This window comes from Planctomycetia bacterium (genome assembly GCA_021413845.1).
In the GTDB taxonomy this organism is placed as follows: domain Bacteria; phylum Planctomycetota; class Planctomycetia; order Pirellulales; family PNKZ01; genus PNKZ01.
In genome coordinates, this window is sequence record JAIOPP010000149.1 from 12,885 (window position 1) to 31,853 (window position 18,969).

Consider the following 18,969-nt stretch of genomic DNA (forward strand, 5'->3'; position numbering starts at 1 on the left):
CGCGTCGCGCCGCTTAGGGCTTCACGCTACGGATCATCAACCGATAGCCGACATGGTTCGGCATGGCGTTCTCGCTTGCGCTGAACGAGAAGTAGTTGCGCGCCGCCGAACGGCAGCTGCCGGGGCTGCTAAGCCAGCTGCCGCCCCGAATCACGCTGTTCGGATAGTTGTTCGGCTTGACGTTCGCCGCTTCATACGGCGTGTCGCAATGTTCCGAGAGGTTGCCGCAAATGTCGTGCAGGCCCCAAGCGTTCGGCCCGTAGCTGCCGACCTTCGCGATCATGGCGAAGCCGTCGTCGAGGGCTCGTTCGGCGTAGGCGTAATAGCCGCTCTCCAAGTCGTAGAGATTCACATCGGCGAAGTTCGCGTGTCGCACCAGCTCGCGCACATCGGCGCCGAAATAGTAAGGGGTCGTCGTGCCGGCGCGGGCCGCGTATTCCCATTCCTCTTCCTTCGGCACGGCGTAACGCCAACCGCCCGCGACGTTGCCGTTGAGGATCGTGAGCCATTGGCCGACGTCGTCTTTGCGGGTCTTGTCGAGCGGTTGTAGTTTGTGCGTGCCGGTGGAAAGGTAAGTGTGCCGCTTCATCAACGTCATGATTTCGCGGCGCGTGAACTCGTACTTCGCGATCCAAAAGCCTTGCTCGAAAGTCACGTTGCGCGGGCCTTCGTCATCGCCGCGCGATGGTTCGCCGGCGGGGCTTCCCATCGAGTACATGCCGGCAGGACACCAGCAGAAAACCATGCCCCACTCGTTGACCCATTCCTCACCGGGTTTCGTGCCGGGCTTCAGTTGCGAGGCGAGGCCGAGCGCGCTCGACGCCGGGCCGGCAAGAAACGTGAGGTTCTCCAGCGTCGACTCGCGCGTCGGAGCGAGGCCGGCGAAGATCTCCGCGAGGGGCTTGGCCGATTGCAGTTCGTCGGTCAAACGCTTTGCCAACGGCGACATGCCCGAAGCGGCCGGCTCGACGACGGTGCCGAACGGGGCCGCGTACACGGCCAGGCTTTCGGCCGGGAAGCGGGGCGTTTCGCGCAGCGTGTAGTCTTGCGTCTTGTTTTGTTTCGGATGCGCGTAGCAGCCGTCGACGAGCAGGATATTGGCTTCGCTGCCGCTGAGGGTGCGAAGTTGGTCGAGTACCCAACGAACGCCGAGCTTCGCTTGCTGCACGCTTGCAGTGTTCACGACGCCGGCGTCGAGCGGCAGCAAGAAATTGTCGGCGTAGTCTCCTTGGCCGCCGCGGAGCGCATAGCCGGAGAAGTACACCACGGCGGTTCCGCGCGTCGGCACCGAGCGCGTGAACCGCTCGACATCGGCCTGCATCGTTTTCAGGTCGACGTTTTCGGAAATCGAAACGACGAAACCTCGCTGCCGGAATGCCGCGGCCAGGGCGCGAACGTCTTGAGGCGGAGAAGCGAGCGGAGCGCCGGCGTAGGCGGAGTTGCCGATGAGCAAGACCGCGCGATGTTCGGCTTGCGCCGCGCTCCCGCTGCATAACGCGAGCCACGCCGCGGCGAGTAGCGGCAGCCGCCTCATGCGAGCAACTCTCCCAGCGGCCCGTCTTGATCGAGCGCCCCTTCGAGCTCGCGGTCTTTCTGGCCGAAGTGGTCTTTGCGGTCGCCGACCGTATTCAGCAGCGTCGTATACAGATTCGCCATCGTCCGATGGCCGGCGATGCCGTAGCGCGGGTAGTTCAAGAAGCGATTCCCGCTCTTCAACCGGCCGCCGAGATTGCCGAGCAGCACGACGGGCCATTCGTAGCAGGTCGAATGGTGGTTCTCGGCGCTATCGCTCAAGTAGACGATCAACGTGTTGTCGAGCATCGTGCCGTTTCCCTCCGGAATCGCTTGCAGCTTTTGCATCAACTGCGCAACGAGCTCCGTGTGGAAACGGCGGATCTTGATCGACATTTCTTCGGCACCGGGCACTTGTTGGTGCCCGAGCACATGCTTGTCGGAATTGATGCCGAGCCCCGTAAACGCCACGGCGAAGTGCGGCCCACCGGCACCCGAGGCGAGCGTGACGACGTTCGTCATGCCGGTGATGAGCGCGGTCGCGGCCATTTCGAAGTGCGACTTCAAACGGTCGGTCTCGACCTTCGAGTCGTACTTCTCCGTCGCCGGATGAATCCGCCGCGGGTCGACGTCGCCGAGCTTCGATTGCCGGGACGCAATGGATTGAAACGCATCTCGATACTGTCGGAGCTTCTGTTGCTCTTCGCGCGGGAGTTGTTTTTCGACGCGGCGAATATCGTCGACCATATAGTCGAGCAACATCTGCTGCGTGCCGGCTTCGGCTTGCGGGTTGCCCCCGAGAACTTTGCCGAAGAGCATGTCGTAAGCGAGGCGAGGGTTGGTATAGATCGGCACTTTCTGGTCGGGGCCCGAGGCCGAGCAACCGTAGATGACGTCCGACGCGGCGGTGGTCGAAATGCCGAGCGCCACTTGCTGAAACACGGCCGGAATCTTGCGGGCCACGGCGGCATCGATCGTGATGTCTTTCGCACCGGCCCGCGATGAGTAGGCGCCGAGCGCGCCGTATTCGTTGGAATGCCCGCCGCCGCAGACGCGGCCGGAAAGCCCTTGGATGATCGTCATCCGATCGCGAAACGCCGCCAACGGCTCGAGGCTCGGCGGCAATTGATGCTTCGGGTCCGACAGCGGCAAGTCGATGAGTGCGTCTTCCGCGCTTTGCTCGACTTGCGGATTGCGAAGGTTCTTTTGCACCTTGCGAGGAATGCCGAGCGGCTGCACATGCGTGGCCGGCAAGCCGTTGCCTTCGACGACGAAGATGAACCGCTGCGGCAAGACGCCGCGGCTCTCCGCTTCCAAGCGGCCGACGAGCGGCGCCAGCAAAGGAGCGCTCGCACCGAGCGAGAGCGATTTCAGAAAGGAACGGCGCGGGAGGTGGGTCATCGGGCGGTACTCGTGCGGAGAGTCTTAGAATCTCTTGCAACTATTCGTCGGCAGGGGAGCGGTCGACCTTCATTCTATCCGATCGCGTCATAGTTCCGGAGCGCGATAAAGGAAGGAATCGGAACTGAGCAGCGAAACGACTAGGGCTTTCATGCTGCCGCCGCTTTCGGCATAGGCCCGATTCGCTTCTTGGAGCGTTTTAGCATCGCGCAGCGTTTCGTTGCGCCCCAGGAAAAAGCGGAACGCGTAGCGGACGAATACCTGTTGGGTTCGCTCCGACTTTGCCAAGCGGCGAATCAACTGCACGGCGTCGGCGACGTCGCCGTCCGACTTCGCATCGTCGGCGCCGGTGATCGCGCCGTGGGTATCGACCGGCCGCTGGAGTTCCTTCGTGCGGAAGCGCCCGAAGTGGTCGTAGGCCTCGAACGGCATCCCGAGCGGGTTCATCGCCTGATGACACTTCCAGCAGTAGGCATCGTTGCGAATGACCTCGAACCGCTCGCGCAAGGTCTTCGTTTTGTCGTCGGGCACGACCGCATCGACGCTGATCGGCAGATCGGGAATCACATCGCCGAGGAGATGCTCGCGAATCCATTTGCCGCGGCGGACCGGATCGTTGTCGAAGTTGCCCGAGTGCGCTACGAGCCAGGCCGGCTGCGTGAGCACGCCGGCTCGTTGATCTGCCGGAAGCTCGACGAGTTCGCCGTCGCGGGGTTTCCAATCGTAGGGGAGGCCGTAGATGCGCGGCGCACCCCGAACGTAGCCGTTGCCGTCGGTGGCGAAACTTTTCGTGGTCGTCAGCAGCGTGACCAGCACGTCGCGATCTTCATTCACGACATGCTGAATGAGCTTGCGCGTGTCGTAGACGAGCATGTTGGCGCTGAACGGGAGATCGCTCGTCGGCTCTTTAAAAACCCCGTTCGCTTTTTCGTAGTCGAAGTATTCGTCGAAGAACTTAAGCACGCGCGGCTTCGGCTCTCCTTCGAGCACTTGCGCGACGAACGCCGCGACTCCGGCTTGCGTCGTGAGATCGGCCTTGGCGGCGAGCGAGCCGTTCGGCTGCACGTTGAAGAGGGTGTATTGCACGGCGAGGTTGATCTCGCGCGGCGTGAGCCTGCGCCGGCCCTGCGCGTCGAGTTCCCCCGCGCCGAGCTCAAGCCGGTAGATCGCCTCGGGCATGAGCAGCGGCACGGTCATCGCCGCGCGCACGCCGTTGAGCTTGCCGTGTTTTTCGGAAACGCGCGCGAGGAGCGTCGCGATGCGCGTTCGTTCCTCTTCCGTCGGCGCGCGAAGAATCGCCAGCCAGAACTGCCCTGCGATCGCGTTCTTGATCTCTTCCGGCGTCGCGATCTTCTCGGGATGCAGCAGCGGCAGCAACGTGGCCGGTGTTTTACCGCCGACGTCGTTGACGACTTTGCCCCCTTCGAGCTTCACGCGCGTCTGCGAGGCGACGAGTTGCTGGGCGTTGCGAAGTACGATTTCCGTCGACGATTCATCGGCGACGTAGAGCCGGCTGAAGTCGCTCAGTTGATGGCCCGGCGCCATCGAAAACGGCTGAATACCTCGCCACGGCGCGGTTCGCTCATACACGTCCGGACGGAGACGCCAAACGCGAACGAGAGTCGCCGGAGCAGGGTGCGGTGCGGCGTTGAAGAGCGCTTCGTGGTTCACGTAGTTGCCGTAGTTGGGCAACTCCAGCTTGTTCTCGACGTGTTCGCCGGCCGCGGCCAGCGCGTCGGCGATCCAGAGGACGAGCCGTTGCTTTTCTTCGTCGCTCGGCTGCGGCATGTCGCGCGGCGGCATCTGCCCAAGCTGAATCTGCTCGCGGACGGCCGACCAGACGGCCGGCGTGGCGTCTTTGTAATTCTTCAAGTCGACGAGCGAGAGCCCGGCTTTCTTCTTCGCCGAGGCATCGTGGCAGTCGGCGCAGTACTTTTGCAGTAGCGCGCCGACCGCGGGGGCATCCCCTTCCGCAGCGACGACGGTTTGCGTCGACGTCGAAACAGCGAAAGATAAGGCCGCGATGATAAGCGAAGTACGGAGCATCGATGCCGGAGGTGGGGCTTGAGGCGAGACGCAACGAGGCGTTGCACGGGCCTTTATTATGGCTTGCGTCGTTGCGTTTGTCTGTAGGAAGAGAACCACGCGCCGGCTCGTTGCGCGAGGCCGCACGACGCTGCGTGAAACCGCTCGCCGGCTGTTAAGGCATGGAGTATTCTGGTCGCAATCGCCTTACGCCTTCGCCGAAACGAGAAAACCCGATGAATCGCCGAGAATTCTGCTTAACGACCTTGGCCGGCGTAGCCGCTCTCGGAGGTTCCGAAACGGTTTTCGGCGCGGAGGCCGGTAAATCCGTCGCCGCCGCGGAAGGGGAACTGCTCTACAACGGCATCCGGCTCCCCGCCGCTTGGCCGCCGACCGGCAGCAATAGTACGCTGCATCTTCCGAGCACGCCGCCGTATCTCACGAGTCCGCCGGCGGTGATTAAGATCGACGTCGGGCGGCAGTTGTTCGTCGACGATTTTCTGATCGAGAAAAGTACGCTGACTCGGACGTTTCATCGGCCCGACTATCACCCGAGCGGGCCCGTAGTGCGACCGGATCAGCCGTGGGAACGGCAGGGAGATTTTCCGATGGCGGCCGTCTTCAGCGACGGCGTGTGGTACGACCCGAAAGATCGGCTGTTCAAGATGTGGTACATGGGAGGCTATCGGGCCTGCACTTGCTACGCCGTGTCGCAAGACGGCATCGTGTGGGAGAAGCCGAAGCTCGACATTCAAGCCGGCACGAACATCGTCTCGACCGGCGATCGCGACTCGGCCATCGTCTGGCTCGACCATGAAGAGCCGGATCCGGCGCGCAGGTACAAGTTGTTCCGCGCGCATCGGGAAGTGATCGACGGTCGCGGGAACTGGTTCTTTCAGATTCACGTCTCGGCCGACGGCATTCATTGGGGCGACGTAGTGGCGCGGAGCGCGTCGATCTATCCGCGCTCGACCGTGTTTCGCAATCCGTTTCGCAAGCGCTGGGAATACGGCATTCGAAAAGATTCGAGCACGCAAGTCGGTCGCTGCCGACGCTACTTCGAGTGCGACGACGCCGTCGGCCAAGCCGAATGGGATCCGAAAGATCGCTCGTGGTGGCTCGGGGCCGATACGCTCGACATTCCGCGCGAGGATACGAAGTTCCCGCCGCAGCTCACGAACCTCGACGGCGTCGCCTACGAGAGCTTGATCCTCGGCTTGTTCACGCTCTATCGGGGCACGGCTCCCGAAGCGAGCGGCCGGCCGGAGTTGAACGACGTGTGCCTCGGCTTCAGCCGCGATGGGTTCCACTTCGCGAGGCCGGATCGAAGACCGTTTCTGCCGATGTCGGAGACGAAGGGAGATTGGAATTGGGGGAACGTGCAATCGGCCGGCGGCGGTTGCCTCGTCGTCGGCGATAAGCTGCATTTTTATTGCAGCGGCCGGAGCGGCACGCCGGAGAATCGCGAAGCCGGCGGCTCGACCGGGCTCGCTACCTTACGACGAGACGGCTTCGCGTCGCTCGATGCCGGTGCGGAGGAAGCTTCGGTGACGACCCGGCCGATGACGTTCACGGGGAAGCATCTGTTCGTGAACGTCGACGCACCGAAAGGGGAGCTCCGAGCCGAGTTGCTCGACGAGCGCGGCGCGCCGCTCATGCCGTTCGCCGCGGCCGATTGCCTCGCGACGTCAGTCGACTCGACGACGCACAGGATCGCGTGGAAGTCGACCGACGATCTCTCGCCACTCGTCGGCAAGCCGGTGCGGTTTCGCTTCACGCTCAAGAACGGCCGGCTGTTCGCGTTCTGGGTGAGCCCGGATACGACCGGCGCAAGCCGCGGATATGCCGCCGCCGGTGGGCCGGGAACGACGCAGCCGGCGTGATCGGACGCTCGGCGCCGGCTCGCTACTCCTGCGGAGCCGGGGTGTAGATGAGGTCGGCCGGCGGCAGGCGTGTTTTCACGTCGAGGAAGTCGAGGTAGCAGCCCCAGCCGCCGTTGCCTTGCATGATCTTGAACACGACTTCGTTGCGGCCGGCCTTGAGCTCGACGGGAATCAGCGTCGAGCCGGCCGAAGCCGGGTGTGAGCTGTCGTCGTTCATGATGAGCTTGCCGTTGAGCCACGCTTTGCCGCCGTCGTCGGTGCCGGTCGAGAAGATTGCGCTCCCCGCTTTCGGGCTCTCGACATACACGACCGCATACGCGCTCACGTTGTCGTGAGGGTTGATGTGCTTCGTCAGGTTGAGCATGCCGGAGCTTTCGCCGGCGACGACCTTCCACTTCTGCTCGTTACCGAAGCCGTCGACGTGGCTCCGCTTCAGATCGATTCCCGTGGCGATCGACTGCTCGGGCCCGAAGATTTTTTCGATGTCTTTCTCGAACGGTCCGATGATCGACCAGAGGCGAACGTTGAGCGGCTGCTCGACCCGGCTGCGAATGCGATTCGCCGTGGCGGCGTAGGTCGCCGTCCAAGGAGCGCGGGCGAGGTCGACGTTCGGCACCGCGAACGAAACGGTTTGCGATTCATTCGGCGCAACGGGGCCGAACGACTGCGTGATCGGCTCGACGTCGTGCGGCCCTTTCAGCCGGAGCTCGAGCGTGCCGGAGATCGGCGCATTGCTCAAGTTCTTCACCGCGGCGGCCAGCGGCTGCGCTTTCTTATCGAGCGCGCTCGGCGATTGCGGCTGCACTTGCACGGGCGAAACGAACTCGACGAACACCGAATCGGTTTCGACGACCGCGGTCTTGTCGGGTGCGCCGTACTTTTCGACGCCGATGAAGTAGGCGTCGATCGGCAGCCGGCCGGCATCCAAGATCGACGACGGCTCGACCTCGAGCATGGTCTCGAACTTTGCGCCGGCCGCGATCCCGAACAGGGTTTCCGGCACGGGCTTCCACCCCTCAGGAACACCGATGCGGAGCTGCGCCGCCAGCGGTTTCGCGAGGTGGTTGTGAATCGAGACTTGCAACTTTCGCGGAGCCGGGGCCGATTGCGGATCGGCCGGCGAGATCGAAGCGGCGACTTGCACATCGCCGGCCGGTCCGTAGAGCTCGACTTCGCGGACCATCACCTTCATCGGCATGCCTTTGCCGCCCCAGGTCTGCCGCAAGATCGTCGTCGCGGCGTCGTCGGGGGCGAAGCCTTGCGTTGCGCGGAGGACGACGAGCCGCAGCTTCGACGTCTCCACAGGCTCGAAACGATGCACGAACAGATGGCCGCCGTCGTACCAACTGTTGCCGTTATTCTGACCATGTACGGCCGTGTCGGTCGGCGTGAGAGGAGTGCGCACTTCGGCAAGCGTTTTCCACTGGCCGGCAACTTCGGCCTGGAGATCGTAATCGAGCAAGGCGCAGAAGTTGTTATCGGCCTGCACGCCGTGAACCACGGCGGTGTTCACGCGCCGCGGCGTGGGGAGCGCGAGTTCGAGCGTCGGATTGCCTTCGCTCGGCCAATCCCCTTGCCAGATCTTCTTGCCGTCGGTGCCGCCGTGCGGATGGCCGGCGTTGTAGGTTTCGACGATGCCGTTGTTCAGCAAGGCTAAGCCGTTGGAAGAGGTGCTCGAGTAGGCGACTTGAGCCCGCAGCGCGATGTTGCGGCCGAAGTCGAGCGGGACCGCCGTGATCGAGCGCTCTTTCTTCGCGCGCAGGTAGACCGGCAATTGCGCGGCCTCGACGACGACCTTCCCACCGACCACGGAGACCTGTCCGACATTGCCGAACGGGTCGACAAGTTCCAGCGCATCGGTCCCCGCGGCAGTGAATTCGACCGGCAAGCTCGCAGCGCCGAGCGTTTGCAGAACGATCGTCTCGGTGTCGCCGGCGACGTAGCGCAGCCCGAGGACTAAGCTGTTGCCGCTCGGGCCGAAGTCCACCGGGCCCACGTAGGATTGGCCGGGGGCTTCCGTCATCGCGGAGCGCGTGCGGAGGGCCAGCGCGGCGGGATAAGGACCGCTGCGCGACCAGACGTACGACGGGACGGTGTTGTAGCCCCCTTCGTTGAGATAGTAATGGTTGTTGAACTTCGGCGGCACTCCGAGCGACTCCAGCAGACTGCGATGCAGCGTCGTCCGCTCGGCTTGCACGAGGCCGGTGAAGTTGCCGCCGCGCGAGGCCGAGATGGCCCGCTCGGTTTGCCAAACGGGCTTGTCGCCGATGCCGTACTTCGCGAGCAACTCACGGAGCGCCCAATATTTCCAGCGCCAGTGTGTCGCGTCGACGCTTTCGTGCCCTTCGTAGTCGTGGATGCTGACGATGTCTAAATACTTCCCACCGCCAGCCTTCAAAAAGATCTCGATCCACGGCAGCGAGATGCCGCAATGCGAAGGGCCGAGCACCAGCGCCTCGGGATCGGCCGACTTGATGACGGCGTACGAGTTCTTGAGGAGCGTCGCGTAGTCTTCGGCCGACATCGAGAAGTTCGGCTCGTTCATCACCTCCCAATACTTCACGCGCCCTTTGAGCCGTTCGACGTAGCGGCGAATGTTGTCCGGCGTGCAATCCTTCTTGTCGGAGAATTGCAACACGACGGTCGCGCCGAGCTTGACCGCCTCGACGGCGTCGTGCTCGAGCTTGTTCAGGTTGTCGGACTTGCCCGGCTGGTCGAGCTTCGGGTGCAATCGCATGTTCGACAGGCCGCAAAACATCTGCCGCGGCGCATCGTCCCAACTGCCATTCGCCTCGCCGGCCGCGAGTCGCGACTTCATCTGCGCGTAAGCCGGCGTAACACCGAGATGTTCGCCGACCGAAAGAAGCTTCTTGCCGTCGATGCTGCAATCGCAGGTGATCGTGTACCAACCGAACTTCGGCGGGGTGAACGAGAACGTATGCTCGACATCTTTCCCTTGCGGCAGCGCAAGGTCGAATTTCCCCTGGTCGACGATCTTGCCCCACGCGTCTTGAAACCGGTAACCGACCTCGACCGCGCCGATCTGCCGATTCGCCGCGGCGACCTGAAACTTGAGCCCGATCGGCTGGAGATCGTAAGCGGTGTTGTAGGGTAGCGGCACGACGATCGAGGGCTTGAAGCCCAGCAGCAGGGCGTTCCGTTCGCGCACCCCTTTGCCGCCGGAATGCAGGAAGTCGGCCTTCGCGCGGATGAGGGCCGGCGTCGGGCGATAGAACTTATAGTGGACGTGCTGCGGATCGCGCGATTCCGGAAACGCGGCCCACAGCCGATCGTGTGGGTCGATCGCCAGCGGCACGAACGAGCTATGAATGCTCCAAGGGTCGGCCCATTTGAATTGTCCGTCGCGCTGCCGGACGACGGTGAACGAGGCGTCGTATTTCGTCACCAAGCCGGGATTACCCCAGGTCATCGTGTAGACGTTTCCTTCCGAATCGGTCGCGACCGAATGCAGCGGCTCGCTCCCGTCGTCGTTGCGCGTGCTGCTTCCCGCGCCGGCCGTGCGGAGCAGCTTGCCCGTCGGGCTGAAGACGTAGATCTGATTGAGATCGGCCAAGAAGATGAAGTTCCCTTTCGGATCAATCGCAAGATCGACGATGTTGTCCAACTTCTTTTCGAGCTGGATGCCGATGCCGGACGAGCCGTCGGATTTGATCGTCTCGATCCGCTCGCCGCCGAGCCACGACTTCCCCTTGCCGCGCCGCGACTCGATCACGTATGTCGGGCCGTCTTTACCGTAAGCGGGAACCGCGATCGCGGCGGCCCCTGCGACCGGAATGCTGCGGAAGCCTCGGCCGTCGGAATGGATTTGCCACACGCGATCCGCTTCCGGTTGCGTGACGAAGATCTCGCCGGCGTGGTTGACGACGATTCTTTGCGGGACGTTCTTCTCGCCGAGCGCGGCGGAGCCGACGGCCGCATCGTCGAGCGAGCGCTCGCTGAGAAAGCGCCCGTCGTTGTCGAACTTTTGGATGCGCCGGTTGCCGGAGTAAGTCTTCGTTTTCTGATCGTACTTCGGACCATCGAGCACGTAGAGATTGCCGGCCCGATCGAAGGCGAAATCGTAGACGACGGTGAACTGCCCCGGCCCCGTGCCGGGCCCGCCGAACTCCAGATCGCAGCCGTCGCTGATGGCCTGCACCGGCTGCGCGCCGGAAAGAGAGATTGCGACGAAGAGAGGTAACGATACGCCGAGCCGCACGGCTCGCAAAAACAGAGGGACGATGGGCATCGGTCTGTGCTTAGGGCTTGGTGATGGAACGGCTAATGAAAACCGATCCATCGTATCCTAAGAAAGTGGAGGCGTCCAAACGTCACGCAGCGGACGATCCGCAACGAAATCCGGATATCGCAGGACGAATTAGGGTTGCTGGATCGCGCTGCGCGAGGTAAGAATTCGAGCTGGTCGCGTAAGATGCGGCTTGCGGCAGCAAGGCGGTTAGAGAAAGACCGCTAGAGGTTGCGGCCTATATGGAGCGCATGTCGTGGATAGCCGCAGCTTTATCAAGTCGAAGGAGACGAACCACGCTAAGCCTCCGATTCTCGATGCGTTAAATGCCGAGAGTGATCGTGGCTGTGCTCTAGTTGCCGCCGAATATATCGACGATCAGTTAGGCGAGGTCCTGCTTTTCAGCCTTGTGAAGATGGCGAGTAAGGGTGGCGATCGCGATGCCGTTTCCAATGTAATACGTCAGTTTTCCGTTGATCTAAAAGCAAAGTCCGGGCTTTGTTTGGCAATCGGTTTGATTAGTTGCGAACTATATCAGTCGATCCAATATCTCAAAGACGTGCGCAACTTCATGGCGCATTTCTCCGGCTCGGGCGAACTCAGCGACGATCTAGTACATACTTTCGTAACTACGCTCGCGCCCGAGCTTCGATCACTGCGAGATTTAAGCCAACAAACAAAGCGAATCTTTGATCAAGCGACCGGACCAGTTATGGCCCGTGAAAATTTCATTGACTCGGTTGCGTGTATTTCGGTTTGGCTCAACAAACTTTATACCGAAGCATTGTCGGCGTGATCGCTCCACCTCGACTTGCTGAGTTGCAAACGATGAATGCTTCAACTCGCGACGTTAAGGGCATGTTCAGCCATGCGGCAGCCATTTTATCCGGAATGTAAGAGTACCAATCCATACCGTTTGCGAACTTTTCGCAACCCTTACCTGCTGCGGCTCTTTCCGCGCGCGATCATGCAGCGCAACCGCACGTGGCAGACTTCAAATTAGGGCACTACCGCAGCGCTACTTCGCAATCCGAGCGAGCGGCACCATCAGGAAATGAACCCCTTGGCGGTTCATGAACACCGTGCCGACGTGGTCGGGATCGAGTTGGATCGTGCGGGCGGAGTAGTAGCGCGCGGCGACGTTCGTTTCCGGCAGCAGTGTGACCGTGCGGTCGCCGTTCCAGGTGAGGCCGTCGTCGGCGGAGAAGTTGTAGCGCAGCCCTTTGTTGTCGTTACCGACGCCCCAGGTGACGAGCAGCCGGCCGTCTTTCACGACCGTCAGGTATCGGCCTTCCTCGGTGTCTCCCTCGGGGAGGGCCGCGAAGTTTTCGATCGAGGTCCAGGTCTTGCCGTCGTCCTGCGAGCGAAGCAACACCGGGCCCATCGCCAAGAGGGAGCCGGCGGCCGTGCGCACGATCTGCCTAAACGCATGTTGCTTGCCGCCGGCAACCGCAACCGGAAAGACGGTCAACGCGCCCGACTTCGGGTCATACAAGCGGGGCGGTCCTACGCGGAGCGGCAAGAGCCAACGCCCGCCGTCCATCGGCAGCACGTTGTGCCGCACTGCGCCGAGATGCGTACCATCGACCGGGCCGATCAGCGTTTGCTCGGTCCAAGTGACCCCTTTGTCGGAGCTGAGCGAGTAGAGGAGGGCCCGTTCGTAGTAGTTGTCTTTCTTCTTGTCGTCGGCGATGTAGTTCCAGGTGACGAGAATACGATCGTCGGGCAGGACGTCGGCCGTGCCGGGATAGATCTCGAAGACCTTGACTTCGCGAATCGCGTCGGGCCGTTTGGCCGAAGTCGCAATCGGCTCGGCCGTCGTCCAGGTCGTTCCGCCGTCGGTCGAGCGCGAACACATCAGGACGTTCGCCCCTTTGAAGACGACGACTAACGTGCCGTCTTTCGTTCGGCAGATCGAAGGATGAACGTGTCCGCCGACCGTTTTATCGATGATCGTGATCGGCTTGTCGTCATCGGCGGCATGGCTGATGCCGGTAGGCGCGAACAGCGACGCGAAAACGAAACCGATCGCGGCGGCAAGTCGGGTGTGCGACATCATACATAGCTCCAGGCGGGCGTATGGGAGAGTGCGGTGGCGATAGTGAGCGGCGGCGGGCGCGGTTACTTCGCCTTTGCCTGCGTCTTCACCGGCGTGCTTACTTGGAAGCGGAATTCCTTGAAGGCGTCCGGTTGCAGGCCGATGTCGCGCTTCAAGAGTTCCGGGTTCGTGGCGAAGAACGTATTGAAGTCGACCTTCACGGCGGCGTCCATCAGCCGATCGGGCGCGAAACCGGGTTTAACTTTCGCATTGGGAGCCGGCCCGGGATCGCCGGCGAAGAGCGGGTCGGCGAAGAGCGGATCGATGATGTGCTTGCCGAGCTTAGCGACCGGGAAGTCTCTCACCAACGCTCTTTCGCTGAGCGGGAAGATATCGCGGAGCAGATAACAATTGTTGTGCTGCCGAAACGCCTCGATCTCGCCGTCGACGCAGAGCAAGCCGAGATTCAGCCGGGCCTTCTTGTCGAACATGTCGGTGAAGATATTGTTGTCCATCGTCGAAGGCTGCGTCTTCGTGTTGCGCAACACCATGGCGAAGATCATCGGCGCGGCGAACACATTGTTGCGAGCGACGAAGTTGGGGCAACGATAGATGTAGATCGCTCCCCCCATCTTGTTCGTATTTACGCAGTTGGTGATGGTGAGGTTCTCGGTGAAGTAAGCGTCGACCGATTCGGCCGAGTAGCCGCCGCGACCGTCGGAGAGGCAGCGGCTGATTTCGATATCGCTCCCTTCATAGAGATGAAACTCGGCCCCTTTCCCGAGCGGCCAACGGCTATCGGGGAACATATTGAAATTGGCGAGGTAGAAGCCGTCGAAGCGAAGATAGCTTTTTCGGCCGACGACGAAAGCGTTGTTGAGAGCCTGCTGAGCCCCATCGAGCTCGACCCGTTCTCCGGGAATCGAGCGGAACGTGATCGGGGCTCCCTTCGCGCCGGTAGCGCGCATGCGGACCCGCTCCGAGTATTTGCCGCCGGCGATCATGACGGTATCCCCGACGTTGACCTTCTCCGACGCACGGCGGATCGTCTTCCACGCTTGCTCGCGCGACAGGCCGGTTCGCGCATCGTCGCCGTCGCCGGCGACGTAGTAGGTCGCCGGGGGGGCGTCTTGCGCGGCCGTGGTGAATTCGAGCAGATCGTCGGCGAGCGCGACCGGCTGGGCGTCGTACTTCGCGACCATTTCCGTCGGGATCGAGAGCTTCTTCATGCGAAAGTAATACTTCCGGCCCGGCGTTAGGCCGGTGAAGCTATAGGTGCCGAAGCAGTTGACGTCGTACAGCCCTTTCTTCTCGCAGGCGGGAGTCTCGCCCCAGGCGAATTCGCAAGTCGCGGGGAGCGAAGTCGTCCATTCGAGGTTGGCCGTCGTCGCACTCACGGAGTGCAGCTTCGGCTTGTTGACCAGTTGCAGCTCGCGGCGATAGGCCTCGTCGCGATAAGGCCCGATCGCTTTGCCGAGCGGCCCGCCGGCGGTAAACAACTCGGGGTTCTTCAAAGCAGCGACCCCGTCGACCATGGCGAATTGCGGCGCGAGCTCTTGCGACTTCTGATCGTAGCTCTTGTGCAGATCCGTCAGGCTTCGCTTCGCGCCGTCGACTTCCCACGCGGCCGCTGCACCGGCGTAGCTGTTGTAGTTCGAATAGGCCACGGAATCGGCCCCGGCGAGCTTAATCGCCGGCGACTGCGCGTTGTCGTAGAGATTGCCGCTGAGCTGCACTCCGGAACAACGAGCGAGATCCAGCGCGGCTTGTTGAAAGCCGGTGAACGTACAGTGACTCACGGTCAGCGCCCGAACGTTCGCCGCTTGAATCGCAGTGTTCTTCGCCGAGAACACGCATTGCTGAAACCCGATCGCGCTGCCGTTTTCCAGTTGCACCTGATCGGCAAAGCGAACTCGCGCGAATTGCAACGAACTGGCCCCCTTGATGCGAACCGCACCTTCGACGACGGCCGCGCCGGTGCCGCGCCCGCGCACGATGATCGGAGCTTTCGCACTTCCCGAGGCTTGCAGCTCGAAGCCGCCGGCGTAGGTGCCCGGCTCTAGGTAGAGCGTGTCGCCCGGTTCGAGAGTCTTTACGGCACGCGCGATGGTCTTCCACGCTTTACCGATCGAGAGCCCGTCGGCTCCGTCGTCGCCGGTAGGCTTCACGTAGAAGATGTTCTCGGCATACTGCACCGGGCCTCGATCTACTCCCTTAGGGCCGGTCTTGCGGAAGCGCGAGGTCGCTTGCAGGCGATAGTCGTAATTGTCAGGGTCGGCGAACTCGTTGCGCGGCTCGAGCTCGGTCTCTTTTTCCAAGATGATGTAGTCGGTCGACGGATGCTCGACGTGAGCCGAACGGCCCACGATGCTGCGTAGCAGATTCGTCGAGTGGACGTTCCCCCTCGTCGTGCAGTTCTCGACGACATGAAAGTATTCGTAGCCGGTCTTGATCTTGAAGTCGGCCGTTTGATTCCCCCACGCGAGATTGTTCGTCAGGCGGCTCATCTTCTCGGGCACGTTTCCGCCGTCGTCGGCTCCCGGCGGTGCGCCGCCGGTGCCGTAAATGTTGATGCCGTACATGCCGTTGAGAAACGCCGTTGAATCCCGGATCGTGTCGCGTCGAGCGCCGAAGATCGAGATCCCGCCCATGTCGCCGAAAGCGAACGCGGAATTGTTTCCCCAAGCCGTGCAACGCTCGACGACGTTTTCGCCGCTGCCCGGCTCACCGGAATTCATGCCGATGCCCCAGCCGTTCAAATACGCTCGGCAATCGCGGATCGTACATTGGTGGCCCGACAGCAGGAACATGCCCCACACGCTGCCGGCCGTTCCCATGGTGTAGTGAATGACTTTCATCGAGCTGAAGCCCGTCACGGTGATTCCCTCGATCACGACGCGCTTCGCGCCGACCAAGTAGATGCCGTTGTTGGGATTGATCGCCACGCTATAGCGATGCGTCTCGATCGGCTTCATGTCCGACGTCGAAACGTAGAGCTTGCCGCCGGCGATGTCGTGAAAGAACGTGCCGGGAATGAATTCCAACTCAGTGCTGTTCGGCATCCGATTCAAGATCGACAGCGTGTCGATTTCGTTGACGACCGGAACTTCTCCCTTGAAGTCGAAGTCGGCGACGTAGACGAACTGCTTGCCGGGCACCGCGCGGAACTTCGGTGCGGGCACATCGCCCCGGAGCAGCACCGTGCCGGAGATCTCGGCACGAATCACGGTCTCTTTGTCCGCGCTGCCGAGATTCTTTCGTTCGATCGACTCCGTATACTCGCCCGGGCCGATGCTCAAGGTGTCGCCGGGTTGCAACGCCGCGACTCCCTTCTGCACAGTGAGAAATGCCGCGTCGCGCGATGTGCCCGCGTGGGCGTCGTTGCCTTGCTTGTTGACGAATAGCTCGGCGGCGTTCGCTTGCGCACTCGCCATCGTTAAGAGAGCGATCAGGGCGCAACAACGGAACGATTGAAAAATCTTCATCATGAAGGTCTCACCGGAATAGGCGGCAGGTGTATCAAGACACGAAGCAACGATCACGATCGTCGCATGTCGAAGCAGACAGCAGGCGGGAGCAAGCGGAGTGTGTGTAGTGTGGGGGGTGATGCGGGCGGGGATTCGTAGCAGCTTGGGAACCGGCGGCGATCAGCCGAGGCCGTCGCCGGCGCCCCAAGGTTCTAACAGTTTTAATTGTTTTCCGGCAAGCGCTTGATAGCAATCCGGTAAATCGAAATGCAGCAGCACATCCGGCAATAGCGTGTGGTAAGGCCAGCGATAGTCTTCCGTCTCAGCCACTTCGGCAAACGACCGCAACGAGTTTTTCAGCGTCGTTTGCACCACTGCCGGGCTCAATAACGCCGCGAAGACGCCGGCCAGCGCGCCCCAGCCCTTTGCTGCCAAATGGATTTCCGTGTGCCCTTGATCTTGGAGCCAGCCGAGCACACGCAGCACATCGAACGTCTTTTGGCCCAGGTACGGCTTGTCGAGCATGATGCCGTTGGCGGCGTAAAAGTAATCGGCGTCGAATGCATACGTCCGATCGCGCGGGCCGCCGATATCGGCGCGCGACTCTCCGATACCGCGCACGTCGCACCCGTAGATCGCCGCATCTTTCTCAGCGTTCAGCAACTCCGCGAACAACGGCTCTTTGCGCATTTCGGCGTCGGCCGAAAGATGGGCGACATACAACAAGGCTCGCTTCGCGCCGCGCGGCGGGCGGGCCACGTGCGGCTCTGCGGTCAAGCGCGTGACGATGGCTTGTATGCCGGGCTCCGTCGTCACGGCATACGTGCAATAGTTCTTCGTCGAATAGCGGTTCTTTCCGGCGCTGCGCAGGATCGAATAGTCGGGCATGCCGTCGACTTCCGGCATTTTCAGCAGCGCGCGCGCCGCGTTGCGCAGGGCTTCGTCGTCGAGCTTCGGTCGCGTTTTCTTGAGGCTTGCGCTTCGTTCGCGCGTAAACGAAAACACGGTGCGCGAGTTCTCATATAGAACTTGACCGCGCGGCGTACACCACAACGTCTCATCCTGTTCGACCATGATCGGCGGTTCTTCCGATGAACCGGTAACGCCGGCCGCGGCGTTGAACACGCGGTACGTTACTTCTCGATTCGCCTTCGGATACGAATGCGTGTGCGGCCCGGTCTTCAGATGAATGTCGTTCGGCTTGCCGAGCAACGCATACAAATGCTTCAGACGCGCAAACGTCTCTTGGCTGCCGCGGATATCGAAGAAGTCTTTTTCTTGCGTTTGGATGACGATCGGCTTCGGCGCGAACGCCGCGAGCATGTCGCTCTGATCGAGGCCGAGCGCAAGTACGCGCCGCAGGCATTGCTCGGTGTCTTGCGTCAGTTCGTTCTCCGCATTCCGACGGAGCGTCGTAATCCAACCCGACGGCGCCGCCATCGTGAAGCGTGGCTCTAAAGCGCAAAGATAGGCGGTCTCCATGCCGCCGCCGGAATTGCCGGTGATGCCGACCCGCTGCGGATCGATCTCGGGGCGCGAGAGAAGGTAGTCGAGCGCGCGAATGCCGTCCCAAGCAAACCACGCGCTGCCGGACTCGCCGACGAGTACCTGCTGGTTGCAAGTTTGCGCATGCTCGAAGGTCGAGTATTTGTAGCGCGAGCCGATGCCGTCGTTCAAGTATTGGTAGCGCTCTCCTTGACCGGTAGGGTCGTAGATGAGCACGGCATAGCCTTGCAACACGAACCCCTGCACGATCGAATATTCCGCTATGGCGCTCTTGCTGTTCTCGGAATGACCGCACGCGACGACCACTGCGGGGAGCGGGCCCGAGCGATTCTTCGGCAGATATAAATTGCTGGCGACTTGCAGGCCCGGGCGGCTCTCGAAGATGATCTTTTCGATGCGATAACGCTCGCGCTCGACGACGCCGGTCGTGCGTGGGAGCAGCGGCGTCTTTTCCGGAGCGGGCCCGAAGCAGTTGCGCAACCGTTCGCGCACCGACAGCACGTAGGCTTCGGCATCGGCGCGGGTTTTCAAAGCGGCGCGACGCGCGTCTCCCGCGGCTTCGATCTCGCGCACTTGCCGCACGAGCCATTCCTGCATCATCCGCGGAAAGCGATTCAGCGGCTCGATCGCCGGCTTGGGAGCATTTACTTCCTTCGGCTCTGCGGCTGCGAGGCGGCCGTGCGAAGCGGCCTGAAATAGCGGAGCCCCCAACAGTCCTATGCCGGCCGCAGACAGCATCTCACGTCGACCGATACGGAGCGGGACAGGCGTCATGATGGGGTTCACAGGTGCTCGGTCTTGGGCGTCGACGGTAGTCGAACATACGCCGTAGCATGAGAACCTAGCCGTAACGCGAATGCAACAGGATTCACCTCGCGTCCGTGGGCAGCG

At 62.0% G+C, this 18,969-nt stretch carries 9 protein-coding genes; 2 read left to right on the plus strand and 7 right to left on the minus strand.

The features are described 5' to 3' along the window. Window positions 1–13: 13 nt before the first annotated feature. The 3 genes from K8U03_24825 to K8U03_24835 form a co-directional block, all read right to left on the minus strand. Window positions 14–1,534 (minus strand): SUMF1/EgtB/PvdO family nonheme iron enzyme, encoded by a 1,521-nt coding sequence (locus K8U03_24825; protein MCE9608123.1) that lies wholly within the window; start codon window positions 1,532–1,534, stop codon window positions 14–16. After that, the gene (locus K8U03_24830; protein ID MCE9608124.1) at window positions 1,531–2,913 is read right to left on the minus strand and encodes a DUF1552 domain-containing protein; all 1,383 of its coding nucleotides are present in this window, start codon (window positions 2,911–2,913) and stop codon (window positions 1,531–1,533) included. Before K8U03_24830 ends, K8U03_24825 begins: the two co-directional genes overlap by 4 nt. An 87-nt stretch (window positions 2,914–3,000) precedes the next feature. Then, entirely contained in the window at window positions 3,001–4,959 is a 1,959-nt protein-coding gene (locus K8U03_24835; GenBank protein MCE9608125.1) for a DUF1588 domain-containing protein, read from the minus strand. A 215-nt stretch (window positions 4,960–5,174) separates the two neighbouring features. Here K8U03_24835 and K8U03_24840 point away from each other — a divergent pair, with 215 nt between their 5' ends. Continuing rightward, window positions 5,175–6,821 (plus strand): hypothetical protein, encoded by a 1,647-nt coding sequence (locus tag K8U03_24840; protein ID MCE9608126.1) that lies wholly within the window; start codon window positions 5,175–5,177, stop codon window positions 6,819–6,821. A 22-nt stretch (window positions 6,822–6,843) separates the two neighbouring features. Here K8U03_24840 and K8U03_24845 read toward each other — a convergent pair whose 3' ends face one another. After that, a complete protein-coding gene (locus tag K8U03_24845) occupies window positions 6,844–11,070 on the minus strand; it encodes a hypothetical protein (protein MCE9608127.1) in 4,227 nt (1,408 codons plus the stop codon). Window positions 11,071–11,323: 253 nt separating this feature from the next. On the opposite strand from K8U03_24845, the gene K8U03_24850 reads away from it, so the two are divergent. Continuing rightward, window positions 11,324–11,863, plus strand: a complete 540-nt coding sequence (locus K8U03_24850) for a hypothetical protein (GenBank protein ID MCE9608128.1) — start codon at window positions 11,324–11,326, stop codon at window positions 11,861–11,863. A 222-nt stretch (window positions 11,864–12,085) separates the two neighbouring features. Here the strand turns inward: K8U03_24850 and K8U03_24855 are convergent, their stop codons facing one another. From K8U03_24855 to K8U03_24865, 3 genes are all read right to left on the minus strand, one after another. Next, on the minus strand, window positions 12,086–13,123 hold the full coding sequence (locus K8U03_24855; protein ID MCE9608129.1) for a glycoside hydrolase: 1,038 nt from the start codon (window positions 13,121–13,123) through the stop codon (window positions 12,086–12,088). Between the two features lie 65 nt (window positions 13,124–13,188). After that, a complete protein-coding gene (locus tag K8U03_24860) occupies window positions 13,189–16,590 on the minus strand; it encodes a right-handed parallel beta-helix repeat-containing protein (GenBank protein ID MCE9608130.1) in 3,402 nt (1,133 codons plus the stop codon). A gap of 162 nt (window positions 16,591–16,752) precedes the next feature. Then, a complete protein-coding gene (locus K8U03_24865) occupies window positions 16,753–18,852 on the minus strand; it encodes an acetylxylan esterase (protein ID MCE9608131.1) in 2,100 nt (699 codons plus the stop codon). Window positions 18,853–18,969 lie beyond the last annotated feature (117 nt).

Bases quoted from the DNA above. Each gene is read 5' to 3' on its own strand.
- K8U03_24830 (MCE9608124.1), bottom strand. From the start codon at position 2,913: ATGACCCACCTCCCGCGCCGTTCCTTTCTGAAATCGCTCTCGCTCGGT.
- K8U03_24840 (MCE9608126.1), top strand. From the start codon at position 5,175: ATGAATCGCCGAGAATTCTGCTTAACGACCTTGGCCGGCGTAGCCGCT.
- K8U03_24835 (MCE9608125.1), bottom strand. From the start codon at position 4,959: ATGCTCCGTACTTCGCTTATCATCGCGGCCTTATCTTTCGCTGTTTCG.
- K8U03_24825 (MCE9608123.1), bottom strand. From the start codon at position 1,534: ATGAGGCGGCTGCCGCTACTCGCCGCGGCGTGGCTCGCGTTATGCAGC.
- K8U03_24860 (MCE9608130.1), bottom strand. From the start codon at position 16,590: ATGAAGATTTTTCAATCGTTCCGTTGTTGCGCCCTGATCGCTCTCTTA.
- K8U03_24845 (MCE9608127.1), bottom strand. From the start codon at position 11,070: ATGCCCATCGTCCCTCTGTTTTTGCGAGCCGTGCGGCTCGGCGTATCG.
- K8U03_24855 (MCE9608129.1), bottom strand. From the start codon at position 13,123: ATGTCGCACACCCGACTTGCCGCCGCGATCGGTTTCGTTTTCGCGTCG.
- K8U03_24865 (MCE9608131.1), bottom strand. From the start codon at position 18,852: ATGACGCCTGTCCCGCTCCGTATCGGTCGACGTGAGATGCTGTCTGCG.